16 protein-coding genes are annotated in these 19,590 nt (G+C 71.9%); 9 read left to right on the top strand and 7 right to left on the bottom strand.

The window, feature by feature from the left end; translation table 11 throughout:
- Window positions 1-136 precede the first annotated feature (136 nt).
- The 3 genes from ACFYW9_RS03315 to ACFYW9_RS03305 all read left to right on the top strand — a co-directional run bounded on the left by ACFYW9_RS03315 (window position 137) and on the right by ACFYW9_RS03305 (window position 2,615).
- On the top strand, window positions 137-1,093 hold the full coding sequence (locus ACFYW9_RS03315) for a GlxA family transcriptional regulator (protein ID WP_389144056.1): 957 nt from the start codon (window positions 137-139) through the stop codon (window positions 1,091-1,093).
- A 117-nt stretch (window positions 1,094-1,210) separates the two neighbouring features.
- The gene (gene gap, locus ACFYW9_RS03310; protein WP_389144053.1) at window positions 1,211-2,209 is read left to right on the top strand and encodes a type I glyceraldehyde-3-phosphate dehydrogenase; all 999 of its coding nucleotides are present in this window, start codon (window positions 1,211-1,213) and stop codon (window positions 2,207-2,209) included.
- A gap of 88 nt (window positions 2,210-2,297) precedes the next feature.
- Window positions 2,298-2,615 (top strand): antibiotic biosynthesis monooxygenase family protein, encoded by a 318-nt coding sequence (locus ACFYW9_RS03305; RefSeq protein WP_389144050.1) that lies wholly within the window; start codon window positions 2,298-2,300, stop codon window positions 2,613-2,615.
- Window positions 2,616-2,672: 57 nt separating this feature from the next.
- On the opposite strand, the gene ACFYW9_RS03300 is transcribed toward ACFYW9_RS03305, so the two are convergent.
- The 5 genes from ACFYW9_RS03300 to ACFYW9_RS03280 all read right to left on the bottom strand — a co-directional run bounded on the left by ACFYW9_RS03300 (window position 2,673) and on the right by ACFYW9_RS03280 (window position 8,219).
- Window positions 2,673-3,854, bottom strand: coding sequence for a hypothetical protein (locus tag ACFYW9_RS03300; RefSeq protein WP_389144772.1), 1,182 nt, complete (start codon window positions 3,852-3,854; stop codon window positions 2,673-2,675).
- A 236-nt stretch (window positions 3,855-4,090) separates the two neighbouring features.
- On the bottom strand, window positions 4,091-5,317 hold the full coding sequence (locus ACFYW9_RS03295) for a glycosyltransferase (protein ID WP_389144770.1): 1,227 nt from the start codon (window positions 5,315-5,317) through the stop codon (window positions 4,091-4,093).
- 321 nt (window positions 5,318-5,638) lie between these two features.
- The gene (locus tag ACFYW9_RS03290) at window positions 5,639-6,166 is read right to left on the bottom strand and encodes a hypothetical protein (RefSeq protein ID WP_389144047.1); all 528 of its coding nucleotides are present in this window, start codon (window positions 6,164-6,166) and stop codon (window positions 5,639-5,641) included.
- Between the two features lie 8 nt (window positions 6,167-6,174).
- Complete coding sequence (locus tag ACFYW9_RS03285; protein WP_326783739.1) at window positions 6,175-6,690, bottom strand: SigE family RNA polymerase sigma factor; 516 nt, start codon at window positions 6,688-6,690, stop codon at window positions 6,175-6,177.
- Window positions 6,691-6,881: 191 nt separating this feature from the next.
- A complete protein-coding gene (locus ACFYW9_RS03280; protein WP_389144043.1) occupies window positions 6,882-8,219 on the bottom strand; it encodes an NAD(P)-binding domain-containing protein in 1,338 nt (445 codons plus the stop codon).
- Between the two features lie 257 nt (window positions 8,220-8,476).
- Between ACFYW9_RS03280 and ACFYW9_RS03275 the strand changes: the two genes are divergently transcribed.
- From ACFYW9_RS03275 to ACFYW9_RS03260, 4 genes are all read left to right on the top strand, one after another.
- The gene (locus ACFYW9_RS03275) at window positions 8,477-9,127 is read left to right on the top strand and encodes a TetR/AcrR family transcriptional regulator (protein WP_329303372.1); all 651 of its coding nucleotides are present in this window, start codon (window positions 8,477-8,479) and stop codon (window positions 9,125-9,127) included.
- Window positions 9,127-10,839 (top strand): GMC oxidoreductase, encoded by a 1,713-nt coding sequence (locus ACFYW9_RS03270; protein ID WP_389144039.1) that lies wholly within the window; start codon window positions 9,127-9,129, stop codon window positions 10,837-10,839. The genes ACFYW9_RS03275 and ACFYW9_RS03270 overlap by 1 nt, the downstream gene beginning before the upstream one ends.
- On the top strand, window positions 10,836-11,486 hold the full coding sequence (locus ACFYW9_RS03265) for an acetoacetate decarboxylase family protein (protein ID WP_389144036.1): 651 nt from the start codon (window positions 10,836-10,838) through the stop codon (window positions 11,484-11,486). The genes ACFYW9_RS03270 and ACFYW9_RS03265 overlap by 4 nt, the downstream gene beginning before the upstream one ends.
- 279 nt (window positions 11,487-11,765) lie before the next feature.
- Window positions 11,766-12,692: an SGNH/GDSL hydrolase family protein gene (locus ACFYW9_RS03260; RefSeq protein WP_389144033.1), complete on the top strand. Its 927-nt coding sequence runs from the start codon at window positions 11,766-11,768 to the stop codon at window positions 12,690-12,692.
- 87 nt (window positions 12,693-12,779) lie between these two features.
- Here ACFYW9_RS03260 and ACFYW9_RS03255 read toward each other — a convergent pair whose 3' ends face one another.
- Window positions 12,780-14,213: a cellulose binding domain-containing protein gene (locus ACFYW9_RS03255; protein ID WP_389144030.1), complete on the bottom strand. Its 1,434-nt coding sequence runs from the start codon at window positions 14,211-14,213 to the stop codon at window positions 12,780-12,782.
- Between the two features lie 298 nt (window positions 14,214-14,511).
- On the opposite strand from ACFYW9_RS03255, the gene ACFYW9_RS03250 reads away from it, so the two are divergent.
- The gene (locus tag ACFYW9_RS03250) at window positions 14,512-15,396 is read left to right on the top strand and encodes a GntR family transcriptional regulator (RefSeq protein WP_389144027.1); all 885 of its coding nucleotides are present in this window, start codon (window positions 14,512-14,514) and stop codon (window positions 15,394-15,396) included.
- Window positions 15,397-15,680: 284 nt separating this feature from the next.
- A complete protein-coding gene (locus ACFYW9_RS03245) occupies window positions 15,681-16,508 on the top strand; it encodes an alpha/beta hydrolase (RefSeq protein WP_351864353.1) in 828 nt (275 codons plus the stop codon).
- A 73-nt stretch (window positions 16,509-16,581) separates the two neighbouring features.
- Here the strand turns inward: ACFYW9_RS03245 and ACFYW9_RS03240 are convergent, their stop codons facing one another.
- Window positions 16,582-19,422, bottom strand: a complete 2,841-nt coding sequence (locus ACFYW9_RS03240) for a SpoIIE family protein phosphatase (RefSeq protein ID WP_389144023.1) — start codon at window positions 19,420-19,422, stop codon at window positions 16,582-16,584.
- Window positions 19,423-19,590: the final 168 nt, after the last annotated feature.

Below are 19,590 nucleotides of genomic sequence, written 5' to 3'. Positions count from 1 at the left end.
GTCCCGCGTGAACGGCCGGTGCGAACGGTCCGCGCGAACGGCCGGTGCGAAGGGCCCCGCGTGAACGGTCCGCGTGGACGGTCCGCGCGAGCACGTCGAACAGGAAGGATCCGCCCGCTCGCGTACCCTCTTCACCGTGCCGGCATCCCCCTTGCGTCGCGTCGCCGTTCTCGTCCTCGAGGGCGCCAAACCACTCGATGTCGGTATTGCCGCACAGGTGTTCACAACCCGGGCGAGCATGCCGTACGAGGTGAGGGTGTGCGGCGCGGAACCCGGCCTCGTGACCGGCGGCGACGGCCTGTCGTACCACGTCGCCCACGGCCTCGAACAACTCGCGTGGGCCGAACTCGTCTTCGTCCCCGGCTACCGGTCCCCGGACCGCGAGGACCCGCCGCCCGCCGTCGTCGACGCGCTGATCGAGGCCCATGAGCGGGGCGCCCGGCTCGCGGCCATCTCGACGGGCGCGTTCGCGCTCGCCGCCACCGGGCTGCTCGACGGCAGGCGGGCCACGACGCACTGGCACTACACACGGGCGCTCGCGGCGAAACACCCGCTCATCGACGTCGACGAGAACGTCCTGTTCGTCGACGAGGGGAGTGTGCTCACGTCGGCCGGCGCCGCCTCCGGGATCGACCTGTGCCTCCACATCCTGCGCGGCGACCTCGGAGTGGCCGCGTCGAACCACGCGGCCCGCCGGCTGGTCGCGGCCCCCTACCGCAGCGGCGGACAGGCGCAGTACGTCCCGCGCAGCGTCCCCGAACCGCTGGGCGAACGGTTCGCCGCCACCCGCGAATGGGCACTGCACCGGCTCGGCGAACCCCTTTCCCTGGAGACGCTCGCCCAGCACGCGGCCGTCTCGCCGCGCACCTTCTCGCGGCGCTTCGCGCAGGACACCGGGTACACGCCGATGCAATGGGTCATGCGGGCCCGCATCGACATGGCCCGCGAACTCCTGGAGCGTTCGCAATGGAGCGTCGAGCAGATCGCCGCGGGCGTGGGCCTCGGCACCGGCGCCAACCTGCGGCTGCACTTCCACCGGATCCTCGGCACCTCCCCGAGTGAGTACCGGCGCACCTTCACCCAGGGCGAATAGGCCGCCGCGGACCGACCGCGGCGGGCTGGCGCGATCCTTGCGGACCATGGCGATCTCGCCGCTGTCACCGCCCCGCACGGCGCGCGAACCTGGAAGGGAGCCGAAGGGACATCACTCATGACTCGTATCGCCATCAATGGATTTGGCCGCATCGGACGCAACGTTCTGCGCGCGTTGCTGGAACGCGACACGGACCTGGAAGTCGTCGCGGTGAACGATCTGACGGAGCCCGCCGCCCTCGCGCGGCTGCTCGCCTACGACTCGACGTCGGGCCGGCTCGGCCGCCCGGTGACCGTCGACGGGGACACCCTTGTCGTGGACGGCAAGCGCATCAAGGTGCTGGCCGAGCGTGAACCGGCGCAGCTGCCCTGGGCCGAGCTCGCCGTCGACGTCGTCCTGGAGGCCACCGGTCGTTTCACCTCGGCCAAGGCGGCCGGGGCGCACCTCGACGCCGGTGCGAGGAAGGTGCTCGTCAGCGCGCCGGCGGAGGGCGCCGATGTGACGCTCGCCTTCGGTGTCAACAACGACGCCTACGACCCGGCCCTGCACACGATCGTCTCGAACGCGTCGTGCACGACCAACGCGCTCGCCCCGCTGGCCGCCGTGCTCGACGACCTCGCCGGCATCGAGCACGGCTTCATGACGACGGTGCACGCGTACACCCAGGAGCAGAACCTTCAGGACGGCCCGCACCGTGACGCCCGGCGGGCCCGTGCCGCCGCCGTCAACATCGTGCCGACCACGACCGGTGCCGCCAAGGCGATCGGCCTGGTGCTGCCGAACCTCGACGGCAAGCTGTCGGGCGACTCGATCCGGGTGCCGGTGCCGGTGGGCTCGATCGTCGAGCTCAACACCACCGTGGCCCGCGACGTGACCCGTGACGAGGTCCTCGCGGCCTACCGTGCCGCGGCCGAGGGCCCGCTCGCCGGTGTCCTCGAATACTCGGAGGACGCGCTCGTCTCGTCCGACATCACGGGCAACCCGGCCTCGTCGATCTTCGACTCGGCCCTCACCCGCGTCGACGGCCGCCACATCAAGGTGGTCGCCTGGTACGACAACGAGTGGGGCTTCTCCAACCGCGTCATCGACACGCTCCAGCTCCTCACCGCCGGCTGAGCCGGAACCGGAGCGAGGGGGCCGTCCGGGCGGGGGCATCGGGCGGCCCCCGAGCCGTGCGCCGTTCGCGGTGCGGCAGGATGGAGGCATGAGCGTAGTCAAGATCAACGTGCTGACCGTCCCCGCTGAACAGCGGGAAACCCTCGAGAAGCGCTTCTCCTCGCGTGCCGGCGCCGTGGAGAGCTCCGACGGCTTCGAGTGGTTCGAGCTGCTCCGCCCCGTCGAGGGCACCGACGACTACCTGGTGTACACGCGCTGGCGTGACGAGGCATCGTTCCAGGCGTGGATGGAGGGCCCCATGAAGGCGGCCCACCAGGGCGGCGGCGACCGTCCGAAGCCCGCCGCGAGCGGGTCCTCGGTCTGGTCGTTCGAGGTCGTGCAGCAGGCGGCGCCCAAGAACGCCTGACACCCGCCACGGCGGGAACGTGCCCCGCGCCGAGGATCCGGTGCGGGGCACGTTCCGTCATGGGATGCCGACCTCGAACAGGACGTACCCGGCGTAGGAGCCCGAGGCGAGTGCCGCGATCGTGAGGATCGCGCACAGGACCGGAAGGCTGAGCCGGCGCATGGCGGTGGCGCAGGGGATGAGGAGCGGGAAGGCCGGGAGCAGGTAGCGGGACACGTTGCCGAAGATCTGCTGGCTGCCCAGGACGAGTGCCATGGTCAGCAGGGTGCTGACGGTCAGCACGAGCGGCGGGCGCAGCCGGAACAGCAGGGGCAGGCTGATCAGGGCCAGCAGGACGGTGCCGGCGGCGATGACGTCTTCGTGGGGGTAGGCGAAGAGGTAGTCGTAGTGGCCGACCATCAGGGACGAGAGCACCTTGACGGTGTGCCGGCCGTAGTCGAACGAGTGGGCCCAGGCCTTGTCCTGGAGCGTGAAGTACCCGCCGTAGTCGCCCATCCGGTGTCCCACCCAGCCGAGGTAGCCGGCCAGACCGACAGGGGCGATCAGGACGGCCGTCACCGGGCGCAGGACCGCGCCCCGGGGCCGTGCCCATTTCGGGGCGGGGCGGTCGCCCGGTCGGCGCAGCGCGCGCCGGTGCCGGACCAGGTCCACGAGCGCGACGAGGGCGAGTGCCCCGATCAGTGCGGTGGCCGTCGGCCGGGTGAGGCCCGCGGCGCAGGTCAACAGGCCCGCGGTGAGCCAGTTGCGGCGCATGACGGCGTAGCAGGCCCAGGCGGCGAGGGCGACGTAGAGGGACTCCGAGTAGCCGGACCACTCCACACCGGATCCGGGCCACACGGCCCACAGCCCCGCGGCGGCCAGCCCGGCGCGCCGGCCGCTGACGTGGGCGGTCACGGCGTAGATGGCCAGGGCGGCCACGAAGGAGGCGGCGACGGAGACCACCAGGCCCGCGCCGAGCAGACCGAGCCCGGTGCAGGAGGAGACCAGGCGCATCAGGGCGGGGTACAGAGGGAAGAACGCGGCGGAGTTGCCTTCGAGGGTGATCAGGCCGGTGGCGCCGCGCACCGGTACGAGGGCGGGGTGGTAGCCGTGCGCGGCGATCTGCTGGTACCACCAGCCGTCCCAGGTGGCCAGGACGTCCCAGGCGTGGGCGCCGCCCCCGAAGCGGGGGTTCTTCCGGCGGAAGTCGCCGGAGGAGTCGAGCAGGTACATGAAGACGCAGAAGCCGACGAGCTTCATCGTGCCGTACAGGGCGAGGACCGGACCGTGCCGCCTCGCCGCGCGGCACAGCCGTTGCCGCAGGGCGAGGCCGCCGTCCGGGTCGGTACCGCCCCGGCTCGTGCCGTCCGGGGCCGTACTGTCCGGGGCCGTACTGTCCGGGTCCGCTCCCTCCGGCCGTGTGATCGTGGGCCAGCGGACCGTGTTCCGGGGCCTGTCGCCCTGGGGTGCCGGGGTGGCCGTGAGACCGGGCCCGTTCATCGTGGCCCGCTTCCCGTGCCGTCGCCCCGGGCGGCGGTGGCGAACACCCAGGTGCGCAGGAGCAGGAACCGCAGCAGTGTCGCCGCCAGGTTGGCGGTGACGAGGACCACGATCTCGGTGGAGCGTCCTGGTGTGTGCGTCCAGTGGTGCAGCGCGGCCAGTGAGCCGCTGGTGAGCGCGAGTCCGAGACCGAAGACGGCCAGCCCCTTGGCCTGGTGGCGCAGTGCTCCGCCCCTGCCGTGCAGCCCGAAGGTGAGCCGGCGGTTGGCGGCCGTGTTGGCGACGGCGCAGACCAGCAGCGCCCAGGCGTTGGCGGCCTGAGGGCCCGTCATCGGGCGCAGAGCCGCGTACAGGAGGACGTACCCGATCGTGCTGACCGCGCCCACGGCGCCGAACCGCAGCAGCTGAGCCGTCAGGGAGGTCCGCGGCGCGCTCTCGGAGGCGCGCCCGAGCCGCGCCATGGGCAGCGTGCCGCGGGCCAGCGCACGGCCGATCCTCGCGATGCCCCGCAGGTCGGCGACGGCGGTCGAGAGCAGATCGACCCGGCTGTCGGGGTCGTCCACCCAGTCGACGGGTACCTCGTGGATCCGCAGCCCGGCGCGCTCGGCGATCACCAGCAGCTCGGTGTCGAAGAACCAGCCCGAGTCCTCGACCAGCGGCAGCAGGCGCTCGGCGACATCGCGGCGGACGGCCTTGAAGCCGCACTGCGCGTCGGAGAAGCCGACGGCGAGGGCGGAGCGCAGCAGGGCGTTGTAGCAACGGGAGATGATCTCTCGTCGGGGGCCGCGCGTCACCCGGGAGCCGCGGGCCAGCCGGGTGCCGATGGCGATGTCGGAGTGCCCGGATATCAGCGGGGCGACGAGCGGCAGGAGCGCGTTCAGCTCGGTGGACAGGTCGACGTCCAGATAGGCGAGCACCGGCGCGTTCGAGCCCGACCACGCGGCGCGCAGAGCCCGGCCGCGCCCCTTCTCGTCCAGGCGTATCCACGTCGTCTCGGGCAGGTCGGCGGCCAGCCGGGCGGCTATCCGCGGGGTGGCGTCGGTGCTCGCGTTGTCGGCGACGGTGATGCGGAACGGGTACGGGAACGTCTCGCGCAGATGGGCGTGCAGGCGACGCACGCTCGGTTCCAGGTCGGTCTCCTCGTTGAACACGGGGACGACCACGTCGAGAACGGGTTCGGTGTGGTCCGCCGGCAGGGGAAGCCGGACGGGCAGGCGGTCCACGAGCACACGGCCGGCGGGCGTGCGGTCGGGAGGAAGCCCTTCCGGGGACCTTCGCTCGCCCGGCCGTCGCTCCCGGGGCGGCCCGCTGTCGTGTTCCCCGAAGTCCTCCACGTTCTCGCGGCCTTCGGAATCGCGGCCTTCGGAATCCGCGGAGTCCTGGAAGCCCGTGGGCGCGGACCGCAATACCTTCGTCATGGTGTGTCCTGTTCTGTGCGCTGTCGTGAGGCAGGCCGGAGGTGCTCGCGGCCGAACCGCGTCGACGGGGGTGTGAATGGGGGGTTGTGCGGCCGGTGACGGCGCCGGCGGGACCGGTGCCGGGGCCTAGCCGGTGTTCGTCTCGGCCGACGACGAGGGTTCGAGGTGCGACGGAGGCGGCGAGGACGTCGGGGTCTGGCTCGGCGTCGCCGGTTGGGTGGCGGGCGCGCGGGTCGTGGCTGTGGCCGTGTCGCCGGGTTCGGAGGCGACCGAGGTCGAACTCTCCGTCGTGGTGGGCGTCTCGGGAGGACCGGAGGTCCCGGGGGTGTTCCCGGCCGTGCCGGTGGCCGACTCGCTGGGTGTCCCGCCGGACGACGGGGTCGGTGACGGGGTGACGTGCGGGGAGGTGGGGGTGATCGTGGGCCGCGGCACGGGACCCAGGGGGCGGTCGCGGTCCGGGGCGTGCGGCAGCAGGAAGATGCCGACGCAGATCCCGGCGGCGGCCAGGACGCAGCTCGCCGCCTTCTGCGCCGCGCGGATCCGGCGGCGGACGCGGACGCCCTCCCGGAGGCTGTTCTGCTGTGCGGGCTCGAAGGGGGTGTGTTCCTGGGCGTCGCGCATCATCCGCGCCAACTCCCGCTCGAATTGATCCATTCTTCTCTTCACCCCACCGGCTCGATGACATCCGCCAGGATCTGGCGCAGTCGCGCCACACCGCGTGACGCGTGGGAACGGGCGGTGCCCAGCGGGCAGCCCAGGACCTCCGCGACCTGTTTCTCGGGCAGGTCCTGGTAGTAGCGCAGCACCACGGCCGCCCTTTGCCGGGGCGGCAGTTGGGCGAGGGCCGCTTCGAGGCGCGAGCGCTCCACCACGGCCGCGGACTCGTCGCCGGTGTGCGCGACGTCCGGCAGCGCCTCCACGGGGCGTTCGCCCCACCACCGCCGCCGTGCGGAGCGGGCGGCGGCGCGGGCCAGGACCTTCCGTACGTACGCCTCGGGCGCCCCGTCGGCCACCTTCGGCCAGGCGAACCAGAGTTTGACCAGGGCCTCCTGGAGCAGATCCTCGGCGCGGTGCCGGTCGCCGGCGCAGAGCAGGCGCGCGAGGTGGAACAACGCCGACCAACGGGCCGCGACGAACCCGTCGAAGCCGTCGGTCCCTTCGGCTCTTGCCTGTTCCATCCGCACCGTCCCCGCACTTGCCGGCTCGTACACCTGGGGAAAGACGCTGGGGGGCGCCCCGCTATGCACCGATGTCACGTGATCTGGATCACGCGGGGTGGGGTCGGGGTGTGGGCGTGCGTCGACGATGTCTCGTCGGGCGGGGCGGGGTTGTGGACTGCTCGGCGCGTGGCGCGTGGCGCGTGGCGCTCTCAGCGGCTGGTGGCCCCCCGTCGGACCCGGGCCGCGCCCCTGCGCCGTTCCGTCCGCAGTTCCCGGAGATAGGCCTGCGCGTCCACCTGGATGGTGTGCCGGGTCGAGGTGACGTAGCGGTGTGCCAGCCTCGCGCGGTACGCGCCGGCCTCCTGGCGCATCCGCTCGGGTCCGGGCAGCGCGCAGCGGCCCTGAAGAAGATCGGCCACCCAGTGCGCCTGCGCCTCCGCGAGCGGCATGATCGCGCCGAGGGGCTGGACCAGTCCGATGAAGTAGAGGCCGGGACGGTCCGGCGCGACCACCCGGTGGTAGAGCTCGATGTCGTTGTCGGACGGATCGATCACCTCGTCCTCGAGGAACGGGAACGCGATGTCGTAGCCCGTGCAGTAGACGATCGCGTCGATCACCTCCTCGCTTCCGTCCTCGAACGTCACCCGGTCGCCCTCCAGCCGCACGGGAGCGGGTCTCACCGTGAGGTCGCCGTGGCCGAGGCGCGAGAGCAGGTCGTCGGAGATGGTGGGATGGGCGCCCAGCACGCGGTGCCGGGGCGTCGGCAGCCCGTAGTCCTCCAGCCGGCCCCGGCTGAGCCGCAGCAGGAGCCGCAGGCCTTGCTCCTGGACGGACAGCGGAGCCCGTGACAGCCAGGAGCCGGTGAGGTGGTCGGTGGGCACGCCGAAGAGGTACTTGGGCAGGATGTGCGCACCGCGGCGCATGGCGAGGACCGTACGCCGGGACACCCGTGAGGTCTCCACCGCGATGTCGCAGGCCGAGTTGCCGATGCCGAGGACGAGGACGCGCTTGTCGGCGAAGGGCTCCGGTGTCCGGTAGTCGTGCGAGTGCGTCTGCGAGCCGGTGAACTCCTCGGCTCCCGGAAGGGACGGCCGGGGCCAACGGGCCTTCCAGTGGTGACCGTTGGCGACGAGGACGGCACCGTAGACCCGTTCGGCGGTCTCACCCGAGTCCGGACGGCGGGTCGTGACGCGCCACTTTCCGCCGGGCAGGGGTTCGGCGCGCACCACCTCGGTGCGGAAGGCGATCGAGGTCCGCAGCCCGAAGTGGTCCACGAAGCTGTCGAAGTACCGGGCGATGTGGAAGTGGCTGGGGTAGACCGGACAGTCCTCCGGCATGGGGAAGCTCGCGTACTCCATGATCTGGCGCGAGGTGTTGATGTGCAGCGAGCGGTAGGCGGACGACATCCCGTTGTCGTTCAGGTAACGCCAGTTGCCGCCGACCTCCGAGCCGGTCTCGTAGCAGTCGTACGCGATCCCGCGCTCCGCCAGCACCTGGCAGGCGGCTATCCCGGACGAGCCCGCCCCGATCACACAGACCCTGTCCATGTCCGCCCCTTCCTGAACCCACGCCGGTGACCACCCGGTCACATGACCGGCCGGTCACAGGCTGCTGTCCGTCGGGCCGCCGTGTCAATGACCCCGACGTGAGCGGGAGTTCGGGCGTGCGGCGGCCCGGCGGTGCCGGCCGCCGCGATCCTTGCCCGTCGACTCCCTTTCCTGCCGGACTCGTTGACAGGGCGCGTCCGCCGCGCCCACGATGACCGGGCGGTCACATGACCGCCCGGTCATACGCAGGAGCACGCATGCCCACTTCCACCTGGACCCGGTTGTCACCCGTACGGCGCGAACGGGTCCTGGTCGCCGCGATGGACGAGTTCGGCACCCACGGCTACTCCACCGGAAGCCTCAACGTCATCGCCCGCGAGGCCGGCGTGGCCAAGGGCTCGCTGTTCCAGTACTTCGAGGGCAAGCTCGACCTGTTCGCCTACGTGGCCGAGCAGACCTCCCTGCGCGTCTACGCCGCCATGCGGCCCTGGCTCGACGGATACGACGGCTCCACGGAGTTCTCCCGCCATCTCACCGACGCCCTGGAGGCGTGGTTCGACTACTTCGCCGGCCACCCGCTGGAACGAGGGGTCACCGCGGCCACCAACATGGAGCTCGACCCGGCCGTCCGCAACGCCGTACGCGCCCCGGTGCAGGACATGTACCTCGCCGGTCTGCGCCCCCTGGTCGAGCGGGCGGTCGAGACCGGCGACCTGCGCAAGGGGGCCGACGTCGACGCCCTGCTGTCCCTGCTGCTCGTCCTCCTGCCGCACCTCGCGCTCGCGGCCCACACCCTGGGCCTCGAAGGGCCGGTGCGCCTCGCGGGCGAACACCCGGAAGTCCGCCGGGCGAACATCGCCCGCCTGATCGGCCCGGTCCTCGCCGACTTCGTACCGAAGGGGCCCTGATGGACACACCCGACTACGACGTACTCGTCATCGGCTCCGGATTCGGTGGCAGCGTCACCGCGCTGCGCCTCACCGAGAAGGGGTACCGCGTCGGGATCCTGGAGGCGGGACGCCGCTTCGCCGACGCCGACTTCCCCCGAACCTCCTGGCATGTGCGCGACTACCTCTTCGCCCCTCGCCTCGGCTGCACGGGCATCCTGCGCATGACCCTGCTCGGCGACGTCCTCGTCCTCACCGGCGCGGGCGTCGGCGGCGGCTCCCTCGGCTACGCCAACACGCTCTACGAGCCGCCCGAGGCCTTCTACGAGGGCTCCCCGTGGGCGGCCATCACCGACTGGCGCGGCGAACTCGCGCCCTACTACGCCCAGGCCCGCCGCATGCTCGGCGTCACCGACAACCCCTTGTTCACCGAAGCCGACCGGCTCCTCAAGGACACCGCGGACGACCTCGGCCGCGCGGACACCTTCAGGACCGTGCCGGTCGGCGTGTACTTCGGGCCGCCCGGCACGGCACCCGGCGCCCGCGTCGCGGACCCCTGGTTCGGCGGGGCGGGGCCGGACCGCAACGCCTGTCTGCACTGCGGCGCCTGCATGACGGGCTGCCGGCACAACGCGAAGAACACCCTGCCCAAGAACTACCTGGGCCTGGCCGAACGCGCCGGCGCCGAGGTGCTGGCCCTGCGCACGGTCACCGACGTCACCCCGCGCGGCGAGGGCTGGGCCGTCACCTCGGTACGCACCGGAGCGGGACCGCGCCGCCGTGTACGGACCCTGACCGCCCGGCACGTCGTCTTCGCGGCAGGCGCCCTCGGCACCCAGCGGCTGCTGCACCGGCTGCGGGAGAGCGGCTCGCTGCCACGGGTGTCGCCCCGCCTCGGCCGGCTGACCCGCACCAACTCCGAGGCGATCCTCGGTGTCAGGGCCAGGGACAAGGCCACCGACTTCAGCCGTGGCGTCGCCATCACCTCCTCCGTCCACCTCGACGAGAACACGCACGTCGAAGCCGTCCGCTACGGCCGCGGGAGCAATCTGCTCGGGCTGCTCGGCGCCGTGCTCGTCGACCCCGTCCGCGGCCGCTCCCGGCTGCTCACCGGACTGGCCGCGATGGCACGCAGCCTGCGCGACCTGCCCGGCCTGCACAACCCGCGCCGCTGGTCCCAGCAGACCGTCGTCCTGCTGGTCATGCAGACCCTCGACAACTCCGTGACGACGTACCTCCGCCGCACCTTGACCGGGCGCAAGCGGCTGACCAGCCGCCCCGGCGAGGGCACGCCCAACCCGTCCTGGATACCCGCCGGACACCGGGCGGCCCGCACGGCGGCCGAGCGCATCGGCGGCCAGGCCTGCGGCACCTGGGGCGATCTGTTCGACATCCCCACCACCGGACACCTCATCGGCGGATGCACCGTCGGCGAGAACCCCGGGACCGGTGTCGTCGACCCCTACCACCGGCTGCACGGGCATCCGGGTCTGCACGTCATCGACGGCTCCACGATCTCGGCGAACCTCGGCGTGAACCCCTCCCTCACCATCACCGCCCTGGCCGAGCGGGCCGTCGCCCTGTGGCCCAACCAGGGGGAGGCGGACCCCCGGCCCGAACCCGGTCTGCCCTACCGCCGGGTGCGGCCGGTACCGCCGAGGAACCCCGCCGTGCCCACGGGCGCACCGGCGGCACTGTCGCTGGAACCCCCCACCGGAAAGGACACCCCGTGACGCCCTACCCCGAGGAACCCTGGCACCTGGCGGGCCAGATGTACCTGTCGCTGTGGCTGGTGCCGGCCCGCGAACTGCCCCCGGTGGCGGACGGCACCCGGCCGGTCACCGTCGCCGGGCGCGGCGCGGTCGGCGCCGCCTGGGTCGTCTACGAGAACGACAGCGTCCTGCACTACAACGAACTGCTCCGGGCCGTCCTCGTACGGGACGGCCGCCGCCCGCGGGTCTGCGTCACCGACATCTGGGTGGACAGCGCCGCCTCGATGGCCGGCGGCAGGGAACTGTGGGGCATCCCCAAGGAGATGGCGGACTTCGACATCGACCGGACCGCCGGCGTCCGGGCCGGCGCGTCGACGGACAAGGGTGTCCTGGCCACCGCGTCCTTCGAACCCGGCCGCCGGCTGCCGGGCCGCTGGCCCCTCACCTACCGCGTCACGCAGACCCTCGACGGCACGCTGAAGACCAGCTCCGTCCGGTCGCGTTCCGCCGTCCGAACGGCACGGGCCCGCTGGAGCGGGCGAGAAGGCGGCCCGCTGGGGGAGTTGGGCCGCCGCGCGCCCCTGCTCAGCCTGGCCCTGGACGACTTCACCATCCGGTTCGGCGACGCCGCCCCCGGCGCGTCCGCGCGGCAGGAACCCACGACGTAGGCCACGCGGGACCGCGCCCGATCCGGCGCGATCCGTCGCCCAACGTCACCCCGTGCTCATCGAGCGTACGCACGCACGGTGAACCGGTGCGCGGGGGACGAGAGTTGGACAAGTGGAGGGCGATCAACCCCTGTTCCGGCGGCCTACCGGCCGGTATACAGACCAGGTTGGGTCTGCCGGGCAGGAGCCGTCCGGCCTGCCGCGGCGCCGCGAAACCCGTGCGCCGCGGGACGCCGGTACCCGTTCAGCAGGCTGTCATGGCTTCAGGGGAGGGGCACGATGAACGATCACACGCGTCCGGAAAACGCCGGTCCCGGGCGACGGGGCGCACTGGCGCTGGGGGCCGCGCTGAGCAGCTGCGCGCTCGTCGCGGGCGTCGCGGCGGCGGCCCCCGCCGAAGCGGGCGAAGGGCACACGGCCCATGGCGTGGACTACGTCGCGCTCGGCGACTCGTACACCTCCGGGCCCCTGATCCCTCAGCAGGTCGACGCGAACTGCGCGCGCTCCGACCACAACTACCCCTCGATCACCGCGGCCGCCCGCAAGGTCGCCTCCTTCACGGACGTCAGCTGCGGCGGCGCGAAGACCGACGAGATGTGGAAGGCACAGGGGACCAACGGACCCCAGCTCGACGCGGTGAAGCACGGCACCGACCTGGTGACCCTGCAGATCGGCGGCAACGACATGGGCTTCGGCCCGATCATCTCCACCTGCGCCGGGCTCGGTTCGAAGGACCTCGCGGGCAACCCCTGTCAGCAGTACTACGGCGCCGCGGGTTACGACCAGCTCACCGTGAACATCCTCCGGACGGCTCCCAAGGTCGCCCGGGTGCTGCGTGAGATACACGCCAGGGCGCCGCACGCCCGCGTGGTCGTCGTCGGCTACCCCGACCTCCTGCCCGACGACGGCAGCGGCTGCTACCCGACGGTGCCCTTCGCCGCGAAGGACTTCCCCTATCTGCGCGACACCGGCAAGCGGCTCAACCTGATGCTCCGCACGGTGGCCTTCCTGAACCGGGCCGAGTACGTGGACACCTACAGGCCCACCGTGGGCCACGACATGTGCAAGGCGCCCGCCGACCGCTGGATCGAGCCGCTGCGCCCGACCTCGCCCGCGGCTCCGGCCCACCCCAACGCCAAGGGCCAGGAGGCCATGGCGCGCGCGGTGCTGGCCGGGCTGGGCCGGGGAGCGGGCCACCGCGGCTGACCGGTTGCGGTCGGCGCACCCGCCGTGTGAACCTCTCTGCCGGCGAGCGCCCGCGCGCTCGCCGGCAGGCCCTTCGGACCGGCCGTGTCAGGGAGCCGGTACCTCGTCCACGAACGCGGTTCCGGCACCGCGGTAGGCGGCCACCTTCGAGGCGACCTGGGCCGGGGTGAGGACCTGGTCCTTGACGTGCAGGACGTAGTCGACCTGCTCGTTGTACGCGCGCGCCCCGGTCGAGGTCTGCCCGGCGAGGTCGATCAGCCACTGGTTGAAGTTGATCGACATCGGCCGCTCGGGCAGGTACTGGGCGTCGTGGGTGCCGAAGAGCTGTCCGTCGATGTAGTACTTGATGCTGCCGCTGTCGATCGTGAGGACCAGGTCGTGCCAGCCGGCATAGCTCCGGCGGGCCTCGGTGTGCTGGTTGACGGCCTGCCAGGGGTCGGGGTTGTACGTTTCCCAGGAGGTCGTGTACAGGATGTTGCCCGTCTCGCCCCAGCCGCCGTTGGGCAGGTACTCGAAGTCGTACTCGGCGTAGTCGTCGGCCATCGGCGCCGTGAGGTCGTTGATGGTGAAGAACGTCTGCACCAGGTGGTCGCCGTCGGGGCCGGACTCGGGAGCGTCGGCGAACCTCACCCGCGCCGCGTAGGTGCCGTTCTTGAACTTCGTGCTCCTGGAGACGACCTCGGTCTGCCGGGTGGACTCGGCGGTGCCCGAGGTCGACGTCTGGAGGTTCATCACCGTGTTGCCCGACACGACGGGGAACGTCACCTTGGAGGGATCCCAGGTCGCGCCGGGAACCCCGGGACCGCCGGAGTTCGAGCGGACGTTCCAGCCGTGCGCGGAGATCGCGGGGTCGGTGTACGACGAGTAGGTGAAGTCGTCGAACAGCGCCTGGCCGCCGCCGGGCGGGTCGGTCGGATCGGTGGGGTCGGTCGGATCCGTTGGGTCGTTGCCCGCGGGCGCCGTGCCCCACACGGTGGTTCCGGCGAGCTGGGCGGTGACCTTGTTCCAGTCCGCGTACGAGGTCTGCGCCCCGTTGAAGGAGTAGTCGTCCGCCTGGTTCACGGACTGCCAGGTGGACTGGTAGAAGCGCAGTTGCATGTCACCGGTGTCGGCGCCCGGAGCCAGCGCGCCGGCCGTGGAGGTGAAGCCGATCTCCAGGTACCTGTCCGCGGTTCCGGTGGGGTGGGCCAGGGTGCCGAACGTGCCGGTGACGTTCGCGCATCCCTTGACGGCCCAGGAACAGGCGAAGCGGTAGGCGGCGCCCGCCGAGTCCGCCTTGAAGTAGTAGCGGATCCTCACCTGGCTCAACTGCACCGACGCCGAACCGGTGTTGCGCACCTTGAACCAGGGCTCGCTCTGGTCGGCGGTGGCACCGCTCGCGCTGGTGCGGTACTGGACGGCGAGGCCTCCGGCCGCGGCGGCGGGAGCGGACATCGGAACGGCCACCAGGGCGGTGCCGCCCAGGAGGGCCGACAGGGCGAGGGCCACGCGGCGGCGGCCTGTGGACGGGCGGTTTCTCATGTGAGTTCCTTCCGGTGGGCCCCCGCGGGGCGCGGGAGGTGGGGGTGCTCAGGAACACGTGGAGACATGCCGTGCTTGACCAGTTGACCGATCGGCCTTACCAGTTGACGTCGCCTGAAAAGTGGCATAGACCAATGCGTCCGTCAACCCCCTTGCATTCAAGGGAAGTTGGCTGGAGGTGGCAGCGCGCGTCACCGTTGGGTCAAGCGGGCCGGAACCGATTCACGGCAATCGGCGGACCAGTTAGGGTCAGGGGCCATACCAGTTGGCCGGCACCGACGACGAGAGAGGGTCCCGCATGGAGATCGACTCCGCCGCCTCCCGCGCGGTACTCAAGCGGGAAAGGGTCCGGGACACGATCCTCGAACTCATCGAGGAACGCCGTCCCGGCGACGCCATCCCCTCCGAGCGCACGCTCTGCGCGCAACTCGGGGTGTCCCGCCCCACCTTGCGGGCGGCCGTGGACCAACTCGTGCTGGCCGGGCTTTTGGTGCGTGAGCACGGACGGGGCATGTTCGTGGCCGCCGAGAAGATCACGCAGGAACTCGTCCCGGACCGGCGGACGTTCAGCCTGCCCCGGGCCGCGGGCACCTGGACCAGCAGGCTCCTGGAGTTCAGCACGGTGTCCGCCGGTGCCCGGGTGGGCCGCAGGCTGCGCGTCTCTCCAGCTGCCGACATCCGGTACGTGGCACGGCTCCGCCTCGTCGACGGCTCGCCCATGGCCATCGAGTACCTGCACGTCCCCGCCGGCCTCGTGCCCGACCTGACCAGTGACGAACTGGAGAACGGCGACCTGTACGAACACCTCGGCGAACGGCACGGGATCCAGGTCAGCGAGGCGGTCCAGTCGATCGAGCCCACGGTCCTGACCCGCGACGAGGCGGGTCTGCTCGACGTGCCGGAGCTGTCCCCGGCCCTGCTGTTCGAACGCCTCACCTCGGACGCCTCGGGCCGGCCGGTGGAGTACGTCCACTCGATCTACCGCGGGGACCGCTACCGCATCGTCTCCCGACTGGCCCTCGGTCCCCGCTCCGGGCAGCCGTCACCCCGCGACGGACACCACCCCGGGATCCCGCCGGGAGACTTCCCGCCGGGCGAACCCGTCACCTTCTCCACCCGGGGCGTGGTGGCCCGCGGCCTCTTCGGGCAGGGCGGACCGGGAGAGGGTGGCCCCGCGACCTGACGGCGAGAGGACCCGCGTCCGTGACGGCGGCGCACGAGGGCCCGGATGCGGTGTCCGCCCGCCGCGACGCCGCGTGGCACCTGGGCTAGTGTGAGGTGGACAACGTACTCATTCCGGTCGATTCGTGCTGCCGATCTCCCCGTCGCACGGGCGGACAGCGTACGAGGCCGACGGTGTACGTGCCCGACGGCGTGCGCGGCCGACGGCATCGTCGGCAGGACCCGAGAGGTCGCCGACGGCGCGCGAAGCGCCGGGATCCGGACCAGATTCGAGAGGACCCGTACATGCCCTTCGCCACCGCCAAGGACGGCACGCAGATCTTCTACAAGGACTGGGGATCCGGTCAGCCGGTCGTCTTCTCGCACGGCTGGCCGCTCACCGCGGACGCCTGGGACGCCCAGATGAAGGTGATGGTGGACAACGGCTTCCGGGCCGTCGCCCACGACCGCCGCGGTGGTGGACGCTCCGGCCAGCCCTGGGACGGCAACGACCTCGACACCTACGCCGACGACCTGGCGGCGGTCATCGAAGCACTCGACCTCCGGGACGTCATCCTGGTCGGCCATTCGACCGGCGGCGGCGAGGTCACCCGCTACATCGGCCGGCACGGCACCGGCAGGGTGGCCAAGGCGGTCCTCGTCGGCGCGATCCCGCCTCTCATGCTCAAGACGGCGGAGAACCCCGAGGGCCTGCCGGTCGAGGTGTTCGACGAGATCCGCAAGGGCGTCGAGACCGACCGGTCGCAGTACTACAAGGACCTCAGCGCCGCGTTCTACGGCGCCAACCGTGACGGATCGACCGTCACCCAGGGAACGCGCGACGAGTTCTGGCTGTGGGGGATGACCGTGGGCATCAAGGGCGCCTACGACTGCGTCAAGGCGTTCTCCGAGACCGATCTCACCGAGGACCTCAAGAAGATCGACGTCCCCACCCTCATCGTGCACGGCGACGACGACCAGATCGTTCCCATCGTGGCCTCCGGGGACAAGTCCTCGAAGCTCGTCAAGGACGCGGTCTACAAGGTGTACCCGGGCGCTCCCCACGGCCTGGCCATGGTGCCGAAGTTCGCCGAGGTGTTCAACGCCGACCTGCTGGACTTCGCGCGCAGCTGACGTCGGATCAGCAGTCTCCCCGTAGTGCCCCCGTGGCGTGGTCGATACGCTGCCCGCGGGGGCTTTCCGGGCGTCACGACCGGCTCGAGGAGTCCTGATCCGGATCTTCGCCGGGCGCTTCCGCCGCGTCGGGAAGGGCCTGCTCGGTCCAGATGGCCTTGCCCTCCGGGGTGTAGCGGCTGCCCCAGCGCTCGCAGAGGGCGTTGACGAGCTGGAGCCCGCGGCCCCCCTCGTCGGTGTCCGTGGCACGCCGGATACGGGGCATCGTCAGACTCGCGTCGGACACCTCGCAGACGAGCGTTCCGCTGCACAGGAGGCGGAGACCGATGGGGCCGCCGGCGTGCCGGATGACGTTCCCGACGAGCTCGCTGGCCAGCAGTTCCGTCGTCATGACCAGGTCGTCCAGATGCCATCGGGCGAGCTGCTCCCGTACATGGCGACGGGCCTCGCCCGCGGCCTCCGGGCCCTCCGGCAGCGCCCAGGAAGCCACCTGCCGGTCGGCCACGTGGTGCAGGCGCGCGATCAGCAGGGCGGCGTCGTCGGCCGTGGGCCCACCCGGGAGCAGCCCCGCGGTCACGGAGTCGCACAGGACCTCCAGATCGGGGGAACCGGCTTCACCCCCGAGCAGACCGGCGAGCTGGGCCATGCCCTGGTCGATCTCCCGCTGCGGTGACTCCACGAGCCCGTCGGTGTAGAGGACCAGGAGGCTCTCCGCCGGCAGTTGCAGCTGTGTCGTCTCGAACGGCGGGAACGCGGCGCCCAGGGGAGGGTTGACGGCGACCTCGGGGAAGTCGGCGCTTCCGTCCGGCCGGACGACGAGCGGCGGCGGATGGCCCGCCCGCACCATGGTGCACGATCCGTCGGTGGAGTCGTACAGCGCGTACAGGCAGGTCGCGTACGCGTGCTCGCCGAGGCCGCCCACGATGTCGTTGAGGTGGCCCATGATCTCGTCGGGAGGCAGTTCCAGGGCCGCGAGCGTGTGCAGCGCGGTGCGCAGGCGCCCCATGGTCGCGGCCTCGGACAGCCCGTGGCCCATCACGTCACCGACGACCAGGGCGACCTGCCCCGCGGACAGCGGGATCAGGTCGTACCAGTCCCCGCCCACGTCGGAGGTCTCCCCGGCCGGCAGATAGCGCGCCGTCACGGTCGCCTCGGGCACGGTGGGGAGCTCACGGGGCAGCAGCGCCTGCTGGAGTTCCTCGGAGCGGGTGAGCTCGGCCTCGTAGAGCCGGGCCCGCTCCAGCGCGTGCGCCACGAGGGCGCTGATGGTGATGAGGAGCGTGCGTTCCTCGGCCGTGAGGTGCCGGGCGGTGTCGAAGGCGATGACGCACACGCCGAAGGTGTGGCCGGAGGCCGTCAGAGGGAGGAACGCCCAGGCCTGCTTGTCGGTCGTGGGCAGGCCGCCGGAGTCGGGGAAGGCCGTGGCCCATTCCTCGCGCGACGAGTAGAAGCGGGGTTCGCCGGTCAGGATCGCCTGCCCGGCGGGATCGGCGTCCGACAGGTCCCTGCCGTGGGCTCCGTGCATCCGCTGAAGGAAGGAGCCCGGATAGCCGACGGATCCGATGTGCACCAGCCTCTGGTCCTCGAGGACGAGGACGAGCAGGCCCTGGGCGCCGAACGGGGGCAGGACGCGCTGGGCGACGGCCGTCACCACGTCCTCGGAGGTGGTCGCCGCCGCGAGCTGTGTGGTCAGTTCCGCCGTCCGGCTCGCGCGCTCGGCGGCCGCTCGGACCGCCGCCGCCTCCTCGGCCTCACGACGCCGGCGATCGGTGACATCGGTGAAGTACACCGTGAGGCCGCCGGGGACGGGGACGATCCGCAGGTCGTAACGGCGTCCGGTGTCGGCCAGCGCGATGTCGAAGCCGGCCGCCGTGGACTGCGCGGCGCCGCGCCGGTACCGCTCCTCCAGGTCGGGCACATGGCGCAGGGCGGGCAGGTGCCACAGGTTCCGGCCGAAGAGCTGCTCGTCGGCCGAACCGAGAATGCGCTCCGCCTCCAGGTTGGCGAAGGTGATCCGCCAGTCGTCGTCCACGGACAGGAAGGCGTCGCTCATGTGCCGCAGGGCACGGCTGAGCGTGTCCCGGTTGGAGCGCGCGGCGTCGCTCGCCCAGCCCTTGCCGACGACGCGCACGACCTGGCCCTCGTCGTCGAGCACGACGTGACCGGACGCGCGGGTCCAGGTGTAGCCCCCGTCGCCGCGCCGGACCCGGTACTCGGCCTCGAACGGCGCGTGGGTGCGGATGGTGCGTTCGACGGCGGCCAGGGTGGTCGCGAGGTCGTCGGGGTGCACCACCTTCATCCAGGTCTCGACACCGGGCACGAAGTCCCCCGGCTCGGTCTGGTAGACCTCCATGGCCACCTGGTCCCACATCAGCTCGCCGGTGCGCACGTCCCACTCCCAGGAGCCGACCGGGGTGGCGTCGAGGTCGGTGTGCAGGCGCTCGGGCGCCGGCATCTTCTTCAGCCGGTTCGTGGTCCATTCGGCCACCGAGGTGAGGAACGTCCACTGCTCGGACGTGGGCTCCTCGTTGTCACCGGTGAGACAGGTGATCGCACCGATGACACGGCCCTCGTAGGCCAGAGGTACGGAGAACCAGCCGGACCGCGACAGCAGCGGCGCGCTGGGTTCGGCCATGTCGGCGGGGAGCGCGGCCACCCACACGCGCTCACCGGAGCGTACGGCCCGGGCGGTCGCCGTGGGCCCGTCCTGGTCGACGATCTCCCATGCGCGCGTGACCGACGACGGCAGTCCGGTGGAGGACACCAGACGCAGGGCCGACATGGGGCCCCGCAGGTAGACGGCCCCGCCGACGCAGCCCAGCTCCGCGATGGAGTGCTGAAGGGCGAGCCGGAAGACCTCGCTTTCCGTGATGCCGTCGTCAGCGGTGTCGAGTAGGTCCAGCCGCCTGATCACAGACCCAATATAGGGCGCAATGCAGTAAATGACATTAAAGGGACGGTGGGTGGGTGGGAGTGCCCCGGGCCGGGGGGGGGGGGGGGGGGGGGGGGGGGGGGGGGGGGGGCGGGCGGGGGGGGGGCCCGCGGGGGGGGCGCGGGGGGGCGCGCCGGGGCGGGGGGGGGC

The sequence above is a fragment of the Streptomyces sp. NPDC002698 genome (genome assembly GCF_042888945.1).
In the GTDB taxonomy this organism is placed as follows: Bacteria; Actinomycetota; Actinomycetes; order Streptomycetales; family Streptomycetaceae; genus Streptomyces.
Note: the sequence above shows the minus strand (reverse complement) of the source record. Positions and strands in the feature narration are given on the sequence as shown.

What these genes read in the sequence shown, in the direction of transcription:
- gap (WP_389144053.1), top strand. Translation starts at nt 1,211, where the DNA reads ATGACTCGTATCGCCATCAATGGATTTGGCCGCATCGGACGCAACGTT.
- ACFYW9_RS03305 (WP_389144050.1), top strand. Translation starts at nt 2,298, where the DNA reads ATGAGCGTAGTCAAGATCAACGTGCTGACCGTCCCCGCTGAACAGCGG.
- ACFYW9_RS03300 (WP_389144772.1), bottom strand. Translation starts at nt 3,854, where the DNA reads ATGAAGCTCGTCGGCTTCTGCGTCTTCATGTACCTGCTCGACTCCTCC.
- ACFYW9_RS03290 (WP_389144047.1), bottom strand. Translation starts at nt 6,166, where the DNA reads ATGGATCAATTCGAGCGGGAGTTGGCGCGGATGATGCGCGACGCCCAG.
- ACFYW9_RS03285 (WP_326783739.1), bottom strand. Translation starts at nt 6,690, where the DNA reads ATGGAACAGGCAAGAGCCGAAGGGACCGACGGCTTCGACGGGTTCGTC.
- ACFYW9_RS03280 (WP_389144043.1), bottom strand. Translation starts at nt 8,219, where the DNA reads ATGGACAGGGTCTGTGTGATCGGGGCGGGCTCGTCCGGGATAGCCGCC.
- ACFYW9_RS03275 (WP_329303372.1), top strand. Translation starts at nt 8,477, where the DNA reads ATGCCCACTTCCACCTGGACCCGGTTGTCACCCGTACGGCGCGAACGG.
- ACFYW9_RS03270 (WP_389144039.1), top strand. Translation starts at nt 9,127, where the DNA reads ATGGACACACCCGACTACGACGTACTCGTCATCGGCTCCGGATTCGGT.
- ACFYW9_RS03260 (WP_389144033.1), top strand. Translation starts at nt 11,766, where the DNA reads ATGAACGATCACACGCGTCCGGAAAACGCCGGTCCCGGGCGACGGGGC.
- ACFYW9_RS03255 (WP_389144030.1), bottom strand. Translation starts at nt 14,213, where the DNA reads ATGAGAAACCGCCCGTCCACAGGCCGCCGCCGCGTGGCCCTCGCCCTG.
- ACFYW9_RS03250 (WP_389144027.1), top strand. Translation starts at nt 14,512, where the DNA reads ATGGAGATCGACTCCGCCGCCTCCCGCGCGGTACTCAAGCGGGAAAGG.
- ACFYW9_RS03245 (WP_351864353.1), top strand. Translation starts at nt 15,681, where the DNA reads ATGCCCTTCGCCACCGCCAAGGACGGCACGCAGATCTTCTACAAGGAC.